This window comes from Paraburkholderia sp. J10-1, assembly GCF_905220165.1.
GTDB lineage: Bacteria > Pseudomonadota > Gammaproteobacteria > Burkholderiales > Burkholderiaceae > Paraburkholderia.
Genome location: NZ_CAJMYW010000001.1, coordinates 705,581 through 725,770 on the forward strand (window position 1 = coordinate 705,581; position 20,190 = coordinate 725,770).

Sequence of the window (20,190 nt, forward strand, 5' to 3'; positions counted from 1 at the left end):
TTGCGGCTTACTGCTGCTTCTCGACCTTCTTCGGCTTCGGCGGCGTTTCGACCTTCGCGTACTGGAACGCGGGCGTGGCCTTCAGCGCTTCCTTGGTTGCGCCGGGCAGATAGAGATTGCCCTGGCGCACGTCGAGCGACGCGATGGGTACGGCCACGTCATGCGAACCGACGCCGAGGAAACCGCCCGCCGCAACGATGGCCGCGGAAACCGAGCCGTCCGGTGCGACGATCAGGTCGCGCACGGTGCCGATTTTCGCGTTGTCGTCGTTATAAACGGGCTTGCCGAGCACGCTCTTCTTCACGCTCCAGCCTTCGAGCAGTGCCTGCGACTGCTCGATCGACACGCTCAAGGGCTGCGCGCCCGCGATCTGGGCATTCGCGCTGGCACTGGCCACCACGGCGCCGAATACAGCTACGGCCAACATCGTCTTGCGGAAAAGCATCTTGTTTCGCTCCTGTATTCCGGTTATTTCGCCGCGCAGGTCGTTGCGAGTCACTGCGAGACTGCGGGCGGAGTGTATGGTAGCCGGTATGGCGAGGCGCTGCGCTCAAGCTGTTTGCGCGAAAGCAACTAAAGGGACGCCTGACGCAAAAACGCCGCCAGCCCTACGGAAGCCTCGGCGAAGCGCTGCTCGAGAAAGTCGAGCAGCGTGCGTACGCGCGGCGCCATATAGGGCGTGCGCTGAAAGAGCGCGTTTACAGGCACGTCCGGGCTGCGCCACTCCGGCAAGAGCAGCTTGAGCCGCCCAGCCTGCAAATCGGCGCCTATGTCCCAGATCGACTTCATCACCACGCCGCGCCCTTCGATCGCCCACTCGCGCGCCAGCGCGCCGTCGTTGGTCTGGCGCGAGCGCTCGAGCGGCGCCGAAAAAAGCGCGGCTTCTTCGCCGCGCGCGAAGCGCCAGTGGTTCGCCACACCCGCCGTCGAGGCAAGCAGGATGAAGTCGTGCTCGTGCAACTCGTCGGGGTGGCTCGGCGCACCATGGGCGGCAAGATAGTCGGGCGACGCGCACAGCGCGCGGCGATTGTCGGCCATGCGCCTCGCGACCATCCCACTATCGGCGGGCACGCCAAAGCGAATCGCGAGATCGATATCGTCTTGAAGCAGGTGCGAGAGCGAATCGGAGAGCACGAGCGTGAGCGTGACCTGTGGATGCCGCTCGTTGAATTCGTCGAGCCAGTGGCGCAGCACGGCGCGCCCGAAGTCGGACGTGGCCGACACACGCAGCGCGCCGCTCACCGAAGTGCGCCCGGCTTGCAGCGCGGCGCGCGCGTCGTCGAGCGTTTGCAGCGCGTGCTGGCAATGCGCGAGATACATGCGGCCTTCGTCGGTCAGGCGCAGCTTGCGTGTGGAGCGCTCGAACAACTGCGTGTGGAGCACGCCTTCCAGCTTCACGAGCCTCGCACTCGCCGCGGCGGGCGAGAGCCCAAGCTTTCTGCCGGCAGCCGACAGGCTGCCAAGACTGGCCGCTTCGACGAAAAGGCGAATGTCTCCGAGATTGTCCATGGCTGCGCATTGCGATGAAGGTGACAGCGATGGTAGCGCGATACGCCTGCGCGGCCCGCGAAGCGTGCGGACCGCCACTGGCATGCACAGTGCGCGCTTATTTGGCGACTACGCCCAGTTGCTGCAGGAACGTGAGGTTGTCTTCGAGGTGCCAGTTGTCGGTGATCTTGCCGTCGCGGATGCGGTAGATGTCCGTGGCAATGAAATCCACCGGCTGGCCCTTGCCCTGCACGCCGTTGAAGGTCCCCGTGAAATGGCCCGTGAAGTGCAGATGGGTTACCACGCGGTCGCCCGTCACGATCATCTGCTCGACGTCGGCATGCACGTCGGGCACCGCGCCGTGGAACACCTTCGATGCCGCGAGCGGCCCGGCCACGCCTTGCGGGCGGCCGGCGGGCAGCGTGCGGTCCGTGAAGTCGGCGGCCAGCGCTTCGCGGGCCTGGGCTTCGTCGCCCGTGCTCCAGAACGTGTCGTAGAGGCGCGCGGCGCGAATCTGCTGTTGTGCCTGATGCTTCGGCAGGCTCTTGTCGACGATGAGTTGTTGCGGCTGCACCAGGCTGTCGTTCGTCGCCGCTGCGGCCGGCAACGCGATACCGAGCAAAGCGGTGGCGGCGGACAGCGTGGCGACAGAGGCGCGGAAGACAGCAGAGAAAGCGGTTTGCGTGTTCATGTGAGACTCCTTGAATGCGTGATGGTCAAATTCACTGAATCGGTTGGAAACAATGTAATTCGTACTGCGTATCATGCGCGGGAGCACAACCAGAATGGGAAGCCGCTTGGTTGTCTCCAGAAAGCGGTGGAACCGCTGTGGAAGTGCAACCATTTTGCTTAATACCGTGCCGTTTGATAATGAGTCCCGTTCTTGAATGATTTTCAAGCTGGACAGAAAAATCGATTGAAACGCGACGCTTGTTTGCTAACGATTGTTTTCCGTGAGTCGAGGCCGGCGCGCTGCTGTCGGCAGACGTCTAAGTTGAACGGACTTACCAATATAAATCAGCTGTTTAGCTACGATTTCGTCATAGCTCAATCAGTCACTGCTGCGAACGATATTGGTTCGATGCTTTCGGCGGGGCTGTCCTACCAGCCATACTTGAGCTCGATACCAGCGTAGTCGGCATTATGTCCACCCGCCTGGCGTATCGTGTTCCCCACCTGGAAGTGCACGGCTTCGATCGAACCAATGAGGTTCGCCGCAATCGTCCAGTCCGCGCGCAACTGCACATACATGCCGGTCCACAGCGTGCCCTTGCCCGCTGTGCCGGGCACGACCTGACTGCCCTGCTGATACACAGCGTCGCCGGTTGTCTCGCGCCACTGGAAACCGAGCGCGCCGAGCAGCGCAAGATTCGCGGTCGGTTTGAGCGTGATGGAAGGCTTCACGTGAATCAGGTTCGAATAGCCGGTATAGCCGGCAAGCGTGAAGTAATAGCCGTTAGGAAACAGTGGATTGAAGGTCCCGATCCGGCCGTCGTTCGGATGCCGGTCGCCCGAAGCTGCATCGACTTGCAGCCCGATGCGCGGCGACCAGGGCATGTCGAGCTTGTAACCGGCAATCGTGCCGATTGCCCACGCGCCGATCGTGCTGTTGCCGACCGTTCCCGACTGCAACATGCCTTCAGCGTCCCAGTCGAAGCGCCCTTGCGTGCCCGTGTATCGCAAGTCCCATACGTCACGGCGCTCAGCGCCGCTCGCATCGAGATATCGCGCGTTGCTGCGGTTATAGCGGGACCAGTAGCCGGACAGATCGCCGGGACCCACAGACTGGCGCTCGAAACGCACGCCGCTGAAGGTGAGATTGCGGTTCGACACGTCGTCGAACACGGTCGCGTCGCGATACTGCACGGGCTGCGTTGCGTACGCAATGAAGCGCCACTTCTGATACTCGTAGTCGGCCCAGACCGCGTCGAACGCCTGGCGCACGTTCGGACCATCGCGCACGGAAATGAAACGCTGCAAGTCGAACGCCATTTCCTGGCGCCCAACGCGAACCTTGACCGTGCCGCCGCCAAGCGCGCCGGTATAGGTCACAAATGCCTGCTCGACATCGAGCGGATTCTTGTCCACAGGCGTAACCGAGTTCTTGCCGAACGGACGCGCGTCCTCGAGCTGCACGAAGAACTGCCAGTGCTGTGCGAGACGCGCATCGGCATGCACTTCCACGCGCTGGATCAGGTACGTGTCCGACTGCGCGGACCCGATGCCAAAGAGCGGCGCGTTGTTGCTTTCGATCCGCTCGCGCAGATTCGCGCCGAGCGAAAGATACGATGACGGGTCGCCGCCGAGCGGGATGTACTTGAGTCCGTCGAGCGGCTTGCGCGGAACACAGGGATTGGCGAGCACCGACCAGTCTTCCTGCCAGCGATTGAACATCACGACAGGACGTTTGACGTCGCACGCGGCCGCCGCGATGCTACCCGTTTGCGCCGCCGCGTTGCCAGCCGTATTTCCCGTATCGGCCGTATCCGCCGGGTCGGCCGCGACGCTCGTTCCTGCGGCGGGTTGTGCCGCGTTTTGCGCGAACGCCGCATCGGCGCCCGTCAGCAACAGCCCAGCAATGGCCGTCGCGCCGGCGGCTTTTTCGAAGCGCCGCCCGCGCATCGTGCTCGATACCATGAATTTCCCTGGCCGTTCCCGGCTTGTAGTTGAATGTATCCGACCGCCTCATGCGACGCGTGCACTCGCGGCGACATCATTCGCCGCGTTGCTTCATGTGTGCCCCGGCGTGGCCGTACGCTCGTGTTCGCCCGTGGTCAACGCGAGCCCTGCAAGCGCGCACGCCGGCGCGAGCAGCGCCCAGAAGCCCACGTATCGCAACCCCAGCGCGCCAGCCGTGGCGCCGATTGCAAATGCCACGATGGCCGGCATCATCTTCCCGAAGCGCGCACGCGCTGTGTCGCGTGAGCTTGCGGGCGTACTCGCGGACAGCATGTCGACTACGTCCAGGATGGCTTGCGTGACGTTGCCTGTCATCACCGTATTCGGCACGGCGGGACGCTGGATCAGGCGCGGATGCGCATTCTGCACGCCCATCGCGAACGCACCGACCACACCGGCCGCGATGACCGGCAGGCTGTCGGGCTGGCCGACCGGCGTCGCCCACACGCCCGCGAGGCAAAAGCCGGCCATGAGCACGGCCTGCACCGCATGGAGCACGCGCGCGCCCTGACGTGCATGCGCCTCGGAGAGCGAGCGCACCAGCAGGCTGCTGAGAACAACCCCGCCGACGAATGCGGGAAACACGATCAGCTTGAGCAAAATGCCCTGGCCGTAGCCTGCAACGCCTGCGCCGATCAGCACGAAGTTGCCTGTGACGTGCGCGGTGAAGAGCCCGAACAGCGCCACGAAGCTCAGCGTGTCGACGAATCCGGCGATGGCGGCAAGGATCGAGTCCTCGTGCTTCATTTCGCGGCGTTGGCGTGGATCTCAGCGATATAGCCACCCGGGAACTGGACGATCGCGGCGTCGCGCCCTTCGGACGTGAATGGCGCAACGAGCACGGTCACGCCCGCGGCCTTTGCTTTCTCCAGCGTCTGGGCAAGATTCGCCACTTCGTAGCCCGTCATTTCCCGCCCGAAGGGGTAAGGCAGATGGCCGTCGGTCACGAGCACGGTCATCTTGCCGAAGCCCGATTCGATGCGGACACGGCGATAGGTATCGTTCGGGCGCCCGATTTCGACGCCCGGCGCGTTGGCTTCGTCGGACACCACTTTGCCGTGCGAGAAGTTGACATAGGCATGAACCAGCTTGTGCAGGCTTTGCGGCGATACGTACACGCGATTCTCGGGCACGGTCTGCAGCGGATCGTAATGCGGTGCCTGGGTATGCCAGTAGATCTGCATATTGACGCCGCCCGGCCACGTGAGAACCGCGTCGCGGCCGATCGGATCGGGGAACGTATCGACGATCACATCCGCGCCTAGCGCACGCGCCGACTTCATCGCCGCGTCCATGTCGGTCACGAGGTAGCCCGTACGTTCAGCGCCGAACGGCCAGGGAACAGGCGTCTTGAAGCCGAACACGGAGATCGTGCCCGCCGGCGTGAAGACGAGTTGCGACATCGTCTGGCTCGGTGTCGGCGTGACCTGGAACACACCCTGCTTCGACTTGCTGCCGCCGAATGTCGCCACGAAGCTGTCTGTGAAACGGTCGAAATCTTCGGGAGCTACATACACATGGGTCGTGTCGTATTGCGGACCGACCGCGACCCACGGCGCCTGTGCCGGCAACACCGGCGGCTTCGCGAACGACACGGGCGCGGCGACGAGGCCGCCCGCGATCATCAGGGCAACGAGTACAGAGCGAATAGCTTTCATAACGGGATTTCCTTGATGTTTCATTTTGCCGGTCAATCATGCTCGGCTGTCGCCGGATGCGGGTTGCGCATCGCCGAGCATGGTTGCGAGCACAAGCGCCGCGATCAGACCCAAATGCTCGAAAAAGCTGTTGAGTGCGATGAAACGCGCCGTGCCGCTCTGGTTCCAGAAGTCGTTGGCAACCAGCATCGCCACGACGGTGAGCATGCCGAGGCCGCCCGCGCCAATCCAGGTAAAACGGCGCAGCACCACGCACAACGATCCGCCTATTTCGACCACGATCGCGAGCCCCGCCCAAAGTGCGGGCGGATGCAGGCCGAAATGCGCCTGCTCCGCGATAGCGCTGTCAAAGTGCAGCGCCTTGTTGACGCCGCCGATCAAATACGCGGACACCAGCGCGACGCGCATGAGCGGCGCCACCCACCACTGGGAAAGCAGCGCACGGACCCATGCGGGGTTGCGAGTGCCGCTCCGCGCCATCATGTCAGATCGCCCAGCAGGAGCATCCGAACGCGCCCCAGAAGCCCTTGGTGTCAGAAGTCGGCAACGTGCTGGCCCATGCGCTCGCGTGGCCGTGGCCATGCAAATCGCAGGCGTTCGCGCAAGCGCACATTGCTGCGGCCGCCGCACGCTGCAACGGCGAACCCTCGCGCTGAGTCGCGCCCCAGCCGCCATAGCCGCCGTACTGGCGTACCGGCGACCAGTCCGGCATGGCGGGCGGAATCGGCGCATCGTATTGCGAGAACGGGCCCGCGCCCCAGACGATCCTGCCGCCGACTACCGTGAGCAATGCCGTCGTCGTGGCGATATCGTCTTCGGCGCACGCAAAGAAGTCGCGGTCCGGCACCATGAGGTCGGCGAGTTGCCCGACCGCGATGCGGCCTTTGCGGCCTTCTTCATTCGAGAACCAGGTGACGTATTCCGTCCACATGCGCAGCGCTGTTTCGCGATCGAGCAGATTGCGCTGCGGGTACATCCGCAGGCCGCCGACCGTCTTGCCGGTCACGAGCCACGCGAGCGACACCCACGGGTTGTACGACGCCACGCGCGTGGCGTCGGTGCCAGCCGAGACCTTGATACCCTTGGCGAGCATCTTCGCAACTGGCGGCGTCGCTTCCGCTGCCTGTGCGCCGTAGCGCTCGACGAAATACTCGCCCTGGTAGGCCATGCGATGCTGCACGGCGATGCCGCCGCCCAGCGCGGCGATGCGGTCCATCGAGCGCTCGGAAACGGTTTCCGCATGATCGAAAAACCAGTTGAGGCCCTCGAGCGGAATATCCTGGTTGACCCGCTCGAACACGTCGAGCGCACGGCTGATGGTTTCGTCGTAGGTGGCGTGCAGCCGCCACGGCCAGCGGTTCTGCGCCAGCACGCGCACCACGCCTTCGAGTTCGCCCTCCATGCCAGGCGGCAGTTCGGGACGCGCGACACGGAAGTCCTCGAAGTCGGCCGCCGAGAACACCAGCATTTCGCCCGCACCGTTATGCCGGAAGTAGTCCGAACCATCGTGATACTTGACCGTGCGGGTCCAGTTCACGAAATCTTCCTTTTCGGCGTTCGGCTTCTGCGTGAAGAGGTTGTACGCGATGCGCACCGTCATCTCGCCCGCCTCGTGGAGCTTGCGGATGACTTCGTAATCGTCGGGATAATTCTGCGAGCCACCACCCGCGTCGATTGCGCCGGTCACGCCAAGGCGATTGAGCTCGCGCATGAAATGGCGCGTCGAATTGTATTGATACTCGGGCGGCAGCTTCGGGCCTTTTGCCAGCGTCGCGTAGAGAATCGACGCATTGGGATTGGCGAGCAACAGCCCGGTTGGGTTGCCCGCACTGTCGCGCAGGATTGTGCCGCCGGGCGGCTCGGGTGTTTCCTTCGTATAGCCCACCACGCGCAGGGCCGCTGCGTTGAGCAGCGCGCGGTCATACAGATGCAGTATGAAGACGGGCGTGTCGGGCGCCACGGCGTTGAGCTCTTCGATGGTCGGCAGGCGCTTCTCTTCGAACTGGTGCTCGGTGAAGCCGCCGACCACACGCACCCATTGCGGCGCGGGCGTGATCGCGACCTGCTGCTTGAGCATTTCCATGGCAATGGCGAGCGAGCGAACGCCGTCCCAGCGCAATTCCATGTTGTAGTTGAGGCCGCCACGAATCAAATGCAGGTGATTGTCGATCAACCCAGGCAGTGCCGCCCTGCCGCCGAGATCGACGACCCGGGTCGCGCTGTCCGCGAGCGGCATGACCTCCGCATCGCTGCCCACCGCCACGAAGCGGCCATCCGCGATCGCCACGGCGGTGGCGCGCGGGTTCGAACGGTCGAGCGTAGTGAACCGTCCGTTGTGCAGAATGAGATCGGGATGGGTAGCGGTTGCACACATGTGCGTTTCCTCGCTTCAAAACGTACTGCGATTAGAAGCCGAACAACGGCTTGAGGGTGGGAATGGCCTGAGCGCCGATAACCATACCCAGCAAACCGACGAGGGCGACCAGCGGCGGCGCCGGCGAGCGAACCTTGACGACGCTGTAGATCACACCGGCGAGCACGCCGGCACCGAGCGACACGAGATACGATTCCATACGGTCAGACTCTTCGAAGGATCAAGATTCGGTATGTACTTAGACATCCTTATCTATCAATTCAGTCAGCCAACACCCATCGTGTTGAACGCGTCGCGCCAGCGTGCGCTGCCGCGACGCAGGCCATTACTTCGCCGGTACCGCCGCCAGCAGTTGGTGCGGCTCAGCCGTGCGTTGCCCGGCCTTGTGGACCATCGTGTAGGCGTAGTCGATGCCCATGCCGTAGGCGCCCGAATGCTCCTTCGCAATTGCCATGACCGCGTCGTACGTTTCGCGATGCGCCCAGTCGCGCTGCCACTCGAGCATGACCTGCTGCCACGTGACGGGCACAACGCCCGCTTGAACCATGCGCTGCATCGCGAAGTCGTGCGCATCCTTCGACGTACCGCCCGACGCGTCGGCCACCATATAAATTTCGTAGCCGCCTTCGAGCATGGCGCACAGCGCAAATGTCGTGTTGCAGACTTCCGTCCACAGGCCCGCCACGATCACCTTCTTGCGGCCGTTCGCCTTGAGCGCGTCGCGAACCTTCTGGTCGTCCCACGAATTCATGGACGTGCGCTCCAGCAGCTTGTGGTCCGGAAACACGTCGAGCACTTCGGGGTACGTATAGCCCGAGAAGCTTTCCGTTTCGACCGTCGTGATCGTGGTCGGGACATTGAACACCTTGGCCGCCTTGGCAAGCGCCACGACGTTGTTCTTCAACACCTGGCGGTCGATCGACTGCACGCCGAAGGCCATCTGCGGTTGTTGATCGATGATGATCAGCTGGCTATTCTGCGGGGTCAGGACTTCAAGTTTAGGATTGCTCATGACACAAGTTTCCTTTGAACCGGGAGAGGAGACGCTACCTCGCGGGCATGACCGGGAGGTGACCGGGGTGTATTGCACTGGCGGGATCGTGGGCCAGCTGCGCTTATTTGACACGCTAAAGCAGCGCTTCAACAACTAAAAAATGGAATTAATCTAATTCCAGAAAATTTACCCTTAATTAATCTGAAAGCGCCTTTTCCCGCTTTTGAAAACCCGTTACCCTTTCGCACAGATTGCCGAGCAAGGCTTCTCCGTGAGCCGGTCATCAACGAGATTCGTATCATGAAACCCTATATTCTTTCGCTGCTGGCCGGCATGCTGATCGGTGTCGTCTATTACACAATTAACGTGCAGTCGCCCGCGCCGCCCATCATCGCGCTAATGGGGCTGCTAGGCATGCTGGCCGGCGAGCAGATCCTTCCGCTCGCGCGCCGCATGCTCTCGGGCGACAAGCCGCGCGCAGCATGGCGAGACGCAAAATGCGGCCAGCATATGTTCGGCTCGCTGCCGGGCGCTCGAGTACCCGACGCCGCGGCAAAAGACCATCAATCATCATGATGCGTCGCCATGCACCCGCTTGTGCACTGCATGAACTGCAGGCACAGGAATGAATAACGTCGAGCTGTTTCACTACCTCCTGCTGCTGATCTGCGGCGCGGGCGCGCTGACCTGGCTCGCCGAGCGCGTCTCGATCCCGCCTGCCGTTGTGCTTTTGCTGGGCGGCTGCGTCATCGCGGTAGCTGGCAAACGCGCTCCCGACATGGATCCCGACTTGCTGCTCGCGGCCGTGCTGCCACCGCTGCTGATGTCGAGTTCGTTCTATACGGCTTGGAAGGAATTCAGGCAGGAACTCGGCACCATCACCTCGCTCGTGCTCGGTGCGGTCACATTCACGACCGTCGCCGTTGCTGTCGCGGTGCGCGCGTTCAATCCGGACCTGCCGTGGGCTGCGTGTTTCACGCTCGGCGCAATCGTCTCTCCGCCGGATGCGGTCGCCGCGAAGGCGATCCTCCAGCGCCATCCGCTACCCGGGCGACTCGTGGCCGTGCTCGAAGGCGAAAGCCTCGTGAACGATGCATCGGGGCTGCTGCTCTATCAGATGGCGGTTTCCGCCGCGCTCGCAGCCACGATCACCGTTGCGAGCGCCACGGGGCTGTTCTTCGCGCTGACGCTGATCGGTGTCGCCGTTGGCCTCGCCTGCGGCCACGCCATGTGCTGGGTGCTGCCGCGTTTGCGCGACCCGATGCTCGGCATCGTCGTGACCTTCGTGATGGCATGGGCGAGCTATGGCATCGCCGAGGCCGTGCACGGCTCGGGCGTCCTGTCGGTGGTGACCTGCGGTCTCGTGCTCGGCGTGCGCCAGCACCGCGTCTTCGACGCCGACCTGCGCATCAAGGCCAAGGCGACCTGGGAAGCGATCGTGTTCGTCCTCGATGCGCTCGTCTTCATCCTGATCGGCCTCGCGCTACATGGCATTCTCGCGGGCGTGCATCACGAAAGCGCCGTGCTCGTGGCCGGGTTGCGCGTCGCGTTGCCCGCGACTGCGGCGGCAATCGTCGCGCGCGTCGTGTGGGTGTTCGCCGCGGTCTGGCTCCCGAGCCGGTTGCGAGCAAGGCGCGCGGGCGGTCAGTCATGGTCGTTCGCGGAGGCCGTCGTGCTGGGATGGGCCGGCATGCGAGGCGTCGTGAGTCTTGCGGCCGCGATTGCGTTGCCGGGCAATTTCCCCGGCCGCGACCTGATCGTGTTCAGCACCTTCTTGCTGATCATCGCGACGCTCGTCGTGCAGGGCGGCAGCCTTGCGCCGCTTATCCGGTTGCTGAAGCTGCGCCCGGCCGCACGTCACACCATGTCCGAGCACGAGGCCCGCGCGCAAACCTTCGGTGCGTCCCTTGCTGCACTCGAGGATATCGGCAAGCGTGCTTCCGGTATCGAACGCGCCACGCTCGAGCGTCTGCTTGCCGAATACCGGATCCGCGTGAGCGCGAATCAGAACGCGCACACTTCAGGCATCGAGCGGGTCGCGGACCGGGCGCGCTTTCTGCGCGTCGAACTCGAACTCGTCGGCGTGTCTCGCGCGACGCTGCTCGACCTGCACCGTGTCGGCAAGGTGGACGATGCGGTCTTGCATCGCATCGAGTCCGAACTCGATCTCGAGGAATTGCGCCTGCAGCGCCTGCTCGAACCGTAAGGCGTGGCGCCGGCCGCTGCGCTTGACGCCGGCCCCGCAAGCCCGCCTCAAGAATCGCTGCTTTGCGCCGCGGACCGAGCGAGCCACGCATGAATCTGCGCGACCACCGCCGCGCCATCGCCTACCGCCGAGGCCACGCGCTTCGCCGCGCCCGAGCGCACATCGCCAATGGCGAAGAGGCCTGGCACGTTCGTCTCGAGCGGCAGGCAGCCCGAGCCGTTGCCCGCGTCGGACGGCCCGGTCACGACAAATCCGTGCTCGTCCAGCTGTACTCCTGTCGATGTCAACCAGTCGGTTTTCGGGTCGGCGCCGATGAACAGGAAAAGGTGTCGGGTCTCGATGGTCTCGCTGCCCCCGTCCTGATGCCGGACCTGAATGCGCTCGAGACTGCCATGGCTCGCGTCCAGCGATTCGAGAGCGCAACCCGCGCAGATCAAGACGTTTTGCAGGGCGCCGATTCGCTCGATCAGATAGCGCGACATGGTGGCTTCGAGACTCTCCCGCCGAATCAGCACGCGTATGCTTCTTGCGAAGTTGGCGAGAAACACGATAGCCTGCCCCGCCGAATTGCCGCCGCCGATCAGCACGATGTCCTGGCCTCTCACGAGACGCGCCTCGATGGGGGACGCCCAGAAGTAGACGCCTCTGCCTTCGAAGTGCTCGAAGCCCGGGACGCAAGGCCTGCGGTACGCCGCACCGCTTGCCACCACGACCGCTCGCGCCCGAACGCACTGTCCGTCGGAAAGTGCCAGCGCGAACTTGCCGGAAGTACGTTCGATGCACTCGACCGCGGTCGGAATGGCAACGTGAGCGCCGAACTTCAGCGCCTGCTGGAATGCACGCGCGGCGAGCGCCTGCCCCGTGATACCCGTCGGAAAGCCCAGGTAGTTCTCGATGCGGGCACTCGCGCCAGCCTGCCCACCCGGCGCACGCCGGTCGAACACCACCACCGAGAGCCCTTCCGATGCCGCGTAGACTGCCGCCGCGAGGCCTGCCGGGCCGGCTCCGACAATCGCGATGTCGTAGCACTGCGAAGCACAAAACGTGGGCACGAGGCCAAGCCGCGTGGCGAGTTCCACTTCGTCCGGCGCGCGCAGGACCGTTCCGTCCGGGCAAAAGACGAGTGGAAAGTCCTCGGGATTCGAAGTGAGTCCGGCAAGAAACCGCACGGCCTCCGAATCGTTTCGCGCATCGATCACGGCGGCGGGATACGCGTTTCGTCGCAGGAAACCCTGCAGCCGGACAACGCGCGTGTCGTCGCCATAGCCGACGATAATGGGCCCGAGTCCCTGCTCGATGAGCCCGAGACGCCTTAGGATCAACGCCCGCATGATGTGCTCGCCGAGCTGGGCATCCGCGACGATGAGCGCGCGCAATTGCTCCGGCTTGAGCACCAGCGTGTCGCAGTCGGTAAGCGCGATGGCGTCGACGAGGGACGGCTTGCCGGTGAGCTGCACCATCTCGCCCATGAAATGCCCGTCGTGGTGTTCGGTGACGAGCGTGGTGCGGCCCTGCGCATCGCGCGAATCGATGCGCACGCGGCCGCTCAGCAGGATATGCAACCCTTCGGCCACGCGTCCGGTCTCGAATATCAGCTCGCCGGCCTTGAACGCCTTGCGTCGTGCGAACCGACTCGCGCTATGGATCTCCGTGCTGGAAAGGCGGGGAAACATCTGATGCCTGCGATGTTCCAGCGACGAAAACGGGTGTTCGGACTCGGGTGTATTCGTGCTCGTTCTTGTGCTCGTATCGTCTGCGTCGATCATATGCGTCTTGTCTGCCGGTCGGACATTCGTTCTGTATCGTGTCCGTTCATCGTGGCAGCTTTCGCACCGGCGGACATTAAGCCGGACTGAAACGTTCTGAACGTGTAAGCGACGCGGCGAGCCGGCAACCATGCCGTTCTCGCCATGCCCACGGTCCACGCCGCGCGTTAAACCGCCTCCTGCCCCACCCGTGCCTCGAGAAACTGCAGCAAGGCGCGCACCTTGGTCGAGTGACGCCGGTTCGGAAGATACGCGGCGTACACCACGGCGTCGCCGTTGTGCGGCGTCACGCTCCAGTCAGCCAGGCAGTGCATCAGACGGCCCGCGCGCACATGCTCGTTCACGAGCCACGCGGGCAAGAGCGCCAGTCCCTGGCCGGCCAGCGCCGCTTCCAGCAGCATGTCGAGGTTGTTGGAGATGAGCCGCCCGCGCACATTCGCCTTTTCCTCCACCTCACCGCGTGCGAACGTCCAGGCCTGGTGCGCGCGATAACTGCCGCCATACGCAATGCGAAGGCATTCGTGCTCCGTGATTTCGCCGGGATGCCGGGGCAAGCCCGCGCGTTCGAGGTACTCGTGGCTGGCGACGACAATGCGCGGGTTTGCGGCCAGCTTCTTCACGATGAGATTGGGGTCACCCGACGGCAACCCGATTCTCACCGCGACATCGATGCGCTCGACAGCAAGGTCTACGAAATGATCGGCGACCACGACGTCGAGGGCGACGCGCGGATACTCGCGCAGATACGCCGTGAGATGCGGCGCGAGCACGACGCGGTTGTAGACGGACGGCACGGTGATGCGCAGCGCGCCGGCCGGCGCGGCGCCGCTGTCGAGCACGCTCTCGTCGGCCTCGGCGAGGTCGTCGAGGATCCTGGAAACCTGCTCCACGTATGCCGTACCCGCTTCGGTCAAGCTGACGCGGCGCGGCGTTCGCGTCAACAACGCCGTGCCGAGCGCGGCTTCGAGGGCGTCCATCAGGCGCGTGACCGAAGACGTCGCCACGCCAAGACGCTGGGCGGCCTTGGCGAAGCCGCCCGCATCGACGACTTCGAGCAGGGTATTGAGCGCGAGTAGTTTGTCCATGACGGCGATTATGCCAGCGCGATTACCGACGCATCCGGCGAAAGACGGCAGCATGCCTCCCTTTTTATCGTCCGATCATTTCGCGCGGCTTTCAGCGCCGCTGAACTGTGGGCGCGCGCAACAATTAACAGGCAGTTTCAAGACTTTTCAGACGCATCGTGACACGCTTGCAGCATCACGAGGCCACGGGGCGCCATGCGGCACGGGTCTCAGCCTTTATGTTGCGCAGGATGCAACGGGCGGTTGCGCCGCGAGCATATTCCGGTGCCGCCGACCATTGCCTAATCTTGACGCAACCGACATCGCCTCCGCCCTTACGGTGTCGCGACGACGGGGACTGCTGCGCTCGAGTATCACATCGCCCCCGCCACAGTGACTTCTTCGTTCAAGGAACCATCATGCCCACGCCCTCGAGCACGCTTGGCCACAAGACGCCGGCAATCAAGCTCACCCAGGGACTCATTGCGCTGTTCGCGTTCAGTTGCGGCGCGATCGTCGCCAACCTGTACTACGCGCAGCCGATCACCGAACTGATCGGCCCGTCGCTGCACATGTCGGCCGGTTCGGCGAGCCTGATCGTCTCGCTCACGCAGATCGGCTACGCATTCGGCCTGTTCTTCATCGTGCCGCTCGGCGATCTGCTCGAAAACCGCAAGCTCATGATCACAACGGCGCTCGTGTCGATCGCGAGCCTCGCGGCAGCCTCGCTCGCGCACTCTCCAGGCTGGTTCCTGGCCCTTTCGCTGCTGATCGGTTTCAGCTCCGTCGCCGTCCAGATCCTCATTCCGCTCGCTGCGCACCTCGCGCCCGATCACGCGCGCGGCCGCATTGTCGGGACGATCATGAGCGGCCTGCTGCTCGGCATCCTGCTCGCGCGCCCGCTCTCGAGCGTGGTCGCCGACCATTTCGGCTGGCGCTTCGTGTTCGCCGCCGCCGCCGTGCTCATGGCGCTCGTCACCGCCATCCTCGCGCTGACCATTCCGCGCCGCCAGCCCGAGCACCAGGCGTCCTATTTCGAGCTGATCGGTTCGCTGCTGCATCTGGTGCGCACGATGCCGGTGCTGCGTCACCGCGCCCTCTATCAAGGGCTGATGTTCGCCTCGTTCAGCCTGTTCTGGACCGCCGTGCCCATCGAACTCACGCGCCACTACGGCCTCTCGCAGTCCGCCATCGCCGTCTTCGCGCTGGTCGGCGCCATCGGCGCGACGTCCGCGCCACTCGCCGGCCGTCTCGCCGACGCGGGCCACTCCGTGCGGGCCACGTTCATCGCCCTGATCGCAGCCGCGCTGGCCTACGCGCCCGCGCTGATTCATCCGGCATTCGGCGTCTACGGCCTCGTCGTCACGGGCATCGTGCTCGACTTCGCCGTACAGATGAACATGGTCCTGGGGCAGCGGGAAATCTATGCGCTTCACGCGGCGAGCCGCGGCCGCCTCAACGCGCTCTACATGACGAGCATCTTCGTCGGCGGTGCGTTCGGCTCGGCGCTGGCGAGCACGCTGTATGAACACGGCGGCTGGACGCTCGTTGCCGGTGTCGCCCTGGCTTTCCCGCTTGTTTCGTTCGTCCATTTTCTGCTCGTCGGCCGCGCGCATGCGCGCGCGAGCGCAAGCACGCTTTGACCGGTCTGCCGCGCGCCTCGCCCGATGCGCGGCACGCTGTTGACTGGTGCCCGGTCTTCTCATCCGTTTCAGGATTCCTGACCATGTCCTACTTGCTGAGTCATCCCGAGTCATCAGCCCCCGCTCTCATGCGGCGTGCGGTAGGGAGCACGATGACCCGGGCCGCGCGTGCCACCAAGCAGCGGGAGCGTTCATGAACCGCAGACGACTCTGGATCGGTGCGGCGGCAATCGTCGTCGTGGGACTCGCGGCCGCCGTGGTCATCATGTACCGACCGCCCATCGCAGCCATCACGCCGCCGTCGCCGGACAGCTTCGATGCGCAGCTCAAGCGCGAGGGTGCGCGCGTGGTCGCGCTCGGCGACTGTATCGTCTGCCACACGGCGAAAGAGGGCCGTCCGTTCGCGGGCGGCTTGCCGCTCGCCACGCCGTTCGGCACGATCTACGCGACCAACATCACGCCGGACCCGCAAACGGGCATCGGCGCATGGTCCGAGGCCGCGTTTGCACGCGCCGTGCGGCACGGGATCTCGCGGGACGGGCATCTGCTCTATCCCGCGTTTCCGTATGTGCATTTCACCCGCATGTCCGACCACGACATTGCCGCGGCCTATGCCTACCTCATGAGCCGCGAACCGGTTCAGGCGAGCGCGCCGGCCAATGCGTTGATCTTTCCGCTGAACTTCAGACCGCCGGTGGCGTTCTGGAACCTGCTGTTCCTGCGCGCAGGCCCCCGCGAGTCGGACGCTTCGCAGGACGCGCAGTGGAACCGCGGCAAGCTGCTCGTCGATGGTCTCGGCCATTGCGCCTCGTGCCATTCGCCGCTGAACGCCATCGGCGGCGAGAAGGCCGGCCGCGCCTTCGGCGGCGGCGTGGTGGACGGCTGGGAAGCGCCCCCTCTCAATGCGCTCGACAGCGCGGCAAAGCCGTGGACGAAGTCGCAGCTCGTCGCCTACCTGCGCGCCGGACGCGCCTCGGAACACGGCGCCGCCGCGGGCCCGATGCTGCCGGTCACGCGCGACCTCGCGACCGTGCCGGTGGAGGACGTCGAGGCGATCGCCACCTACATCCTCTCGCTGCAGAAGCGTTCGCCGCCGGAAGTCAAACCGGCCTCGCCTGCCGTGCGCGTCGCGGCACGCGAGGCCACGCCCGCCGAACAGCGCGGCGCGGTGCTCTTCAACGCCTCGTGCAAGCAATGCCACGGCCCGGGCTCTCCCATGCAAACGATCGGCGAGCGTCCGACGCTCGCGTTCGGCACGGCGGTCACCTCGGCCACGCCGCGCAACGCGGTGCAGATGATCCTCAATGGCATCACCTGGCACGGCGCTGACGCGATGAACTACATGCCTGCGTTCATGGACGTCTACGACGACAGGCAAATCGCCGACCTCGTCGCCTACGTGCGCGGCGCCTACTCGACACGACCCGCGTGGCCCGACGCCGAACCCCTCGTCGCCCAGCTCAGAAAGGAGGACAGTGCGCGATGATTTCACTGAACGTAAACGGCGTGCAGCACGCGCTCGACATCGATCCCTCCACGCCGCTGCTGTATGTGCTGCGCAACGATCTCAAGCTGCATGGCGCGAAATTCGGCTGTGGACTCGGCCAATGCGGCGCGTGCACGGTCATCGTGGACGGCGAGGCGACCTTCTCCTGCCTCGTGCCCGTAACCGCAATCGGCACGCGGCCGGTTCGCACGCTCGAAAGCCTCGGCAGCGCGGCGCATCCGGGCCCGCTGCAGCAGTCGTTCATCAAGCATCAGGCGGCGCAGTGCGGCTACTGCATCGCGGGCATGATCATGCGCGCGCAAGCGCTGCTCGATCGCAACCCGCATCCCACGGAGCAGGAGCTACGTGCGCACATGGACCCGAACCTGTGCCGCTGCGGTACGCACATGCGCATCCTCGCCGCCATCCGCGATGTCGCGGGCCTGCCCCCGCCGCAGGCGAGCACCCCGGCCACGCATCCCGTCACTGCCGCGAAGACCGCATCATGAGCCACCACGACGACGACTCCATCGACGCCCCCATCGACGAAAGCCGCCGGCACTTCATGATTTCCGGCGCGCTCTTCGTCGCGTTCAGCCTGGTCAAGGGCGCGGACGTCCTCGCCCAGGAAGTCATCGCCGACGAAGGCGCGGCCGTGCACGTTGCGAAGGAAACCCAGGCGCTGGCCGGCAGCCTCAAGACCAATCCGCTGCTCGATGCGTGGATCAAGATCACGCCTGCGGGCAAAGTCACGGTCTTTACGGGCAAGGTCGAACTCGGCACGGGCGTGCGCACGGCGCTGCTTCAGGTCGCCGCCGAAGAGCTGGATATGGCGCCCTCGCTCATCACGTTCCTCACCGCCGACACGGGCGCCTCGCCCGACGAGGGCCTCACGGCGGGCAGCCACACGATGGCCGACAGCGGCAGTGCGCTGCTCAATGCCGCCGCACAGGTGCGCGGCCTGCTCGTCGACGCTGCCGCGAAGCGCTTTGGCGTCGATGGCGGCGCGCTCAGTGCGAGCGACGGCGTCATCCGCGCACAGGACGGCCGAACGATGAGCTACGGCGAAGCCGTCGGCCTCGTGGACCTGCATCGCAACGCAACGCCCACTTCGCCGCTCAAGGACCCGAAGACGTTTCGTGTGATCGGCACACCGTTCCCGCGCCTCGATATTCCGTCGAAGGTCACGGGCGGCGTGAGCTATGTCCAGGATATGCAGTTGCCGGGCATGCTGCACGCACGCGTCGTCATGCCACCTGTGTATGACGCGAAGCTTCTTGCGTTCGACGAGGCCGCGATCATGAAAATGCCCGGCGTCGTGAAGATCGTGCGCAACGGCAGCATGCTCGCCGTGGTGGCGCACGGCGAATGGCAAGCGGTGACGGCGCAACGCGCCCTGGCGGCCAGCTGCCAATGGTCGCCGGGACGCGCCCTGCCCGATCCCGCGACCGTGCATCGCGACCTCAAGCCGCTCTGCACGCAGCAGATCAAGATTGTGGACCATCATGCTCCGTGCGCGCCTGCCGTGAAAACGCTGGAAGCGCGCTTCATCAAACGGTATTTGCTGCACGGCTCGATCGGGCCTTCGTGCGCCGTCGCGCAGCTCGACGAGGGCGAGCTCACCGTCTGGACCCACTCGCAAGGGGTCTATCCGCTGCGCGACGCGCTGGCCGAAATGCTCTCCATGCCGAAGGAGAGCGTGCGCTGCGTCCACACCGAGGGCTCCGGCTGCTACGGCCACAACGGCGCCGACGATGCTGCCGCGCACGCCGCGCTGATCGCCACAGCCATGCCGGGGCATCCGGTGCGCGTGCAGTGGATGCGCGAACAGGAGCACACGTGGGACCACTTCACGCCTGCGATGGTGACGCAAGTGAAGGCGTCGATCGACGCGAGAGGGCGCATCGTCGACTGGCAATACGCGCTCTGGAGCAGCTCGCACAACGAGCGCATCGTCAACGCCGGGCGGCTGCTGCCCGCGCGCATGCTGGAAAAGCCCTTCGTTTCCGCACCCTCGACGCCGATGCTGCAACCCGAGGGCGGCGGCGACCGCAACGGCATTCCGCTCTACACGCTGCCCAACATCGAGGTGATGAACAACTTCTCGCCGACCATGCCGCTGCAGACATCGGCGATGCGCTCGCTCGGCGCGCACACCAACGTGTTCGCGATCGAGAGCACGATGGACGATCTCGCGCACATGGCCGGCATCGATCCCGTCGAGTTCCGTCTGCATCACATGGACGATCCACGCGCGCGCGAGGTGATCCGGCTTGCGGCGAAGCAGTTCGGGTGGCCGCGGCCACCGCGCGCGCGCAATCGCGGCGTGGGCTTCGCGTTCGCGAAGTACAAGAATCTGATGGCCTATGTCGCGATCGCCGTGGAAATCTCCGTCGAGCCCGAAACGGGTATCGTGAGGCTCGAAGAAGCGCAGGCCGCCGTGGATTGCGGCCAGGTCGTGAATCCCGACGGCGCGCGCAACCAGATCGAAGGCGGCATCGTGCAATCGGCCAGCTGGACATTGCACGAGGCACTGCGCTACGACACGAGCCGCATTCGCAGCTTCGACTGGGGAACGTACCCGATTCTGCGCTTCGATTCGGTGCCCAGGCGCATCGACGTGCACCTGATCGACCGCCCCGGCGCGCCGTTCCTCGGTACGGCGGAGGCCTCGATGGGCCCGACGGCAGGCGCGCTCGCCAATGCGCTGTTCGACGCGACCGGCAAGCGCGTGCGCGAAATGCCGCTGGCCGGCGACACGCTGAGGAAGCTCATCGAGGTGTAGGGGCCGCGTTGCAGGCTGGTCGCCGCTAGCCACGCCAGCGCAAAAGT

The 20,190-nt window shown here is 64.8% G+C and carries 18 protein-coding genes; 6 read left to right on the top strand and 12 right to left on the bottom strand.

Going from position 1 to position 20,190, the window contains the following annotated elements:
- Positions 1-7: 7 nt before the first annotated feature.
- From U5A65_RS03130 to U5A65_RS03175, 10 genes are all read right to left on the bottom strand, one after another.
- Complete coding sequence (locus tag U5A65_RS03130; RefSeq protein WP_321945449.1) at positions 8-445, bottom strand: PRC-barrel domain-containing protein; 438 nt, start codon at positions 443-445, stop codon at positions 8-10.
- Between the two features lie 128 nt (positions 446-573).
- Positions 574-1,509, bottom strand: a complete 936-nt coding sequence (locus U5A65_RS03135; RefSeq protein WP_321934599.1) for a LysR family transcriptional regulator — start codon at positions 1,507-1,509, stop codon at positions 574-576.
- 97 nt (positions 1,510-1,606) lie between these two features.
- On the bottom strand, positions 1,607-2,179 hold the full coding sequence (locus tag U5A65_RS03140) for an ester cyclase (protein ID WP_321908316.1): 573 nt from the start codon (positions 2,177-2,179) through the stop codon (positions 1,607-1,609).
- 410 nt (positions 2,180-2,589) lie between these two features.
- A complete protein-coding gene (locus tag U5A65_RS03145) occupies positions 2,590-4,125 on the bottom strand; it encodes an alginate export family protein (RefSeq protein ID WP_321908314.1) in 1,536 nt (511 codons plus the stop codon).
- 93 nt (positions 4,126-4,218) lie between these two features.
- Positions 4,219-4,914: a YoaK family protein gene (locus U5A65_RS03150; protein WP_321908312.1), complete on the bottom strand. Its 696-nt coding sequence runs from the start codon at positions 4,912-4,914 to the stop codon at positions 4,219-4,221.
- Positions 4,911-5,825, bottom strand: a complete 915-nt coding sequence (locus U5A65_RS03155) for a glyoxalase (protein ID WP_321908310.1) — start codon at positions 5,823-5,825, stop codon at positions 4,911-4,913. The genes U5A65_RS03150 and U5A65_RS03155 overlap by 4 nt, the downstream gene beginning before the upstream one ends.
- Positions 5,826-5,861: 36 nt before the next feature.
- Positions 5,862-6,308, bottom strand: a complete 447-nt coding sequence (locus U5A65_RS03160) for a DoxX family protein (RefSeq protein WP_321945450.1) — start codon at positions 6,306-6,308, stop codon at positions 5,862-5,864.
- Between the two features lies 1 nt (position 6,309).
- On the bottom strand, positions 6,310-8,199 hold the full coding sequence (locus tag U5A65_RS03165) for an amidohydrolase (RefSeq protein ID WP_321945451.1): 1,890 nt from the start codon (positions 8,197-8,199) through the stop codon (positions 6,310-6,312).
- A gap of 31 nt (positions 8,200-8,230) precedes the next feature.
- On the bottom strand, positions 8,231-8,398 hold the full coding sequence (locus U5A65_RS03170; protein ID WP_321908307.1) for a DUF1427 family protein: 168 nt from the start codon (positions 8,396-8,398) through the stop codon (positions 8,231-8,233).
- A gap of 126 nt (positions 8,399-8,524) precedes the next feature.
- Complete coding sequence (locus U5A65_RS03175) at positions 8,525-9,211, bottom strand: hydrolase (RefSeq protein WP_321908306.1); 687 nt, start codon at positions 9,209-9,211, stop codon at positions 8,525-8,527.
- 282 nt (positions 9,212-9,493) lie between these two features.
- Between U5A65_RS03175 and U5A65_RS03180 the strand changes: the two genes are divergently transcribed.
- Entirely contained in the window at positions 9,494-9,769 is a 276-nt protein-coding gene (locus tag U5A65_RS03180) for a XapX domain-containing protein (RefSeq protein WP_321908302.1), read from the top strand.
- Positions 9,770-9,818: 49 nt separating this feature from the next.
- Complete coding sequence (locus U5A65_RS03185; RefSeq protein WP_321945452.1) at positions 9,819-11,399, top strand: sodium:proton antiporter; 1,581 nt, start codon at positions 9,819-9,821, stop codon at positions 11,397-11,399.
- Between the two features lie 47 nt (positions 11,400-11,446).
- On the opposite strand, the gene U5A65_RS03190 is transcribed toward U5A65_RS03185, so the two are convergent.
- Both U5A65_RS03190 and U5A65_RS03195 read right to left on the bottom strand, forming a co-directional pair.
- Positions 11,447-13,165, bottom strand: a complete 1,719-nt coding sequence (locus U5A65_RS03190; protein WP_321945453.1) for an FAD-dependent oxidoreductase — start codon at positions 13,163-13,165, stop codon at positions 11,447-11,449.
- 167 nt (positions 13,166-13,332) lie between these two features.
- Entirely contained in the window at positions 13,333-14,250 is a 918-nt protein-coding gene (locus U5A65_RS03195; RefSeq protein ID WP_321945454.1) for a LysR family transcriptional regulator, read from the bottom strand.
- A gap of 398 nt (positions 14,251-14,648) precedes the next feature.
- Between U5A65_RS03195 and U5A65_RS03200 the strand changes: the two genes are divergently transcribed.
- The 4 genes from U5A65_RS03200 to U5A65_RS03215 all read left to right on the top strand — a co-directional run bounded on the left by U5A65_RS03200 (position 14,649) and on the right by U5A65_RS03215 (position 20,143).
- Entirely contained in the window at positions 14,649-15,872 is a 1,224-nt protein-coding gene (locus U5A65_RS03200; protein ID WP_321945455.1) for an MFS transporter, read from the top strand.
- 193 nt (positions 15,873-16,065) lie between these two features.
- Complete coding sequence (locus tag U5A65_RS03205; RefSeq protein WP_321945456.1) at positions 16,066-17,358, top strand: cytochrome c; 1,293 nt, start codon at positions 16,066-16,068, stop codon at positions 17,356-17,358.
- Positions 17,355-17,867 carry a (2Fe-2S)-binding protein gene (locus tag U5A65_RS03210; protein ID WP_321908295.1) on the top strand — a complete coding sequence of 171 codons (513 nt, stop codon included), beginning with the start codon at positions 17,355-17,357 and terminating at the stop codon, positions 17,865-17,867. The genes U5A65_RS03205 and U5A65_RS03210 overlap by 4 nt, the downstream gene beginning before the upstream one ends.
- Positions 17,864-20,143, top strand: a complete 2,280-nt coding sequence (locus U5A65_RS03215) for a xanthine dehydrogenase family protein molybdopterin-binding subunit (RefSeq protein ID WP_321945457.1) — start codon at positions 17,864-17,866, stop codon at positions 20,141-20,143. The genes U5A65_RS03210 and U5A65_RS03215 overlap by 4 nt, the downstream gene beginning before the upstream one ends.
- Positions 20,144-20,190: the final 47 nt, after the last annotated feature.

Bases quoted from the DNA above. Each gene is read 5' to 3' on its own strand.
- U5A65_RS03130 (WP_321945449.1), bottom strand. From the start codon at position 445: ATGCTTTTCCGCAAGACGATGTTGGCCGTAGCTGTATTCGGCGCCGTG.
- U5A65_RS03135 (WP_321934599.1), bottom strand. From the start codon at position 1,509: ATGGACAATCTCGGAGACATTCGCCTTTTCGTCGAAGCGGCCAGTCTT.
- U5A65_RS03140 (WP_321908316.1), bottom strand. From the start codon at position 2,179: ATGAACACGCAAACCGCTTTCTCTGCTGTCTTCCGCGCCTCTGTCGCC.
- U5A65_RS03145 (WP_321908314.1), bottom strand. From the start codon at position 4,125: ATGGTATCGAGCACGATGCGCGGGCGGCGCTTCGAAAAAGCCGCCGGC.
- U5A65_RS03150 (WP_321908312.1), bottom strand. From the start codon at position 4,914: ATGAAGCACGAGGACTCGATCCTTGCCGCCATCGCCGGATTCGTCGAC.
- U5A65_RS03155 (WP_321908310.1), bottom strand. From the start codon at position 5,825: ATGAAAGCTATTCGCTCTGTACTCGTTGCCCTGATGATCGCGGGCGGC.
- U5A65_RS03160 (WP_321945450.1), bottom strand. From the start codon at position 6,308: ATGATGGCGCGGAGCGGCACTCGCAACCCCGCATGGGTCCGTGCGCTG.
- U5A65_RS03165 (WP_321945451.1), bottom strand. From the start codon at position 8,199: ATGTGTGCAACCGCTACCCATCCCGATCTCATTCTGCACAACGGACGG.
- U5A65_RS03170 (WP_321908307.1), bottom strand. From the start codon at position 8,398: ATGGAATCGTATCTCGTGTCGCTCGGTGCCGGCGTGCTCGCCGGTGTG.
- U5A65_RS03175 (WP_321908306.1), bottom strand. From the start codon at position 9,211: ATGAGCAATCCTAAACTTGAAGTCCTGACCCCGCAGAATAGCCAGCTG.
- U5A65_RS03180 (WP_321908302.1), top strand. From the start codon at position 9,494: ATGAAACCCTATATTCTTTCGCTGCTGGCCGGCATGCTGATCGGTGTC.
- U5A65_RS03185 (WP_321945452.1), top strand. From the start codon at position 9,819: ATGAATAACGTCGAGCTGTTTCACTACCTCCTGCTGCTGATCTGCGGC.
- U5A65_RS03190 (WP_321945453.1), bottom strand. From the start codon at position 13,165: ATGATCGACGCAGACGATACGAGCACAAGAACGAGCACGAATACACCC.
- U5A65_RS03195 (WP_321945454.1), bottom strand. From the start codon at position 14,250: ATGGACAAACTACTCGCGCTCAATACCCTGCTCGAAGTCGTCGATGCG.
- U5A65_RS03200 (WP_321945455.1), top strand. From the start codon at position 14,649: ATGCCCACGCCCTCGAGCACGCTTGGCCACAAGACGCCGGCAATCAAG.
- U5A65_RS03205 (WP_321945456.1), top strand. From the start codon at position 16,066: ATGAACCGCAGACGACTCTGGATCGGTGCGGCGGCAATCGTCGTCGTG.
- U5A65_RS03210 (WP_321908295.1), top strand. From the start codon at position 17,355: ATGATTTCACTGAACGTAAACGGCGTGCAGCACGCGCTCGACATCGAT.
- U5A65_RS03215 (WP_321945457.1), top strand. From the start codon at position 17,864: ATGAGCCACCACGACGACGACTCCATCGACGCCCCCATCGACGAAAGC.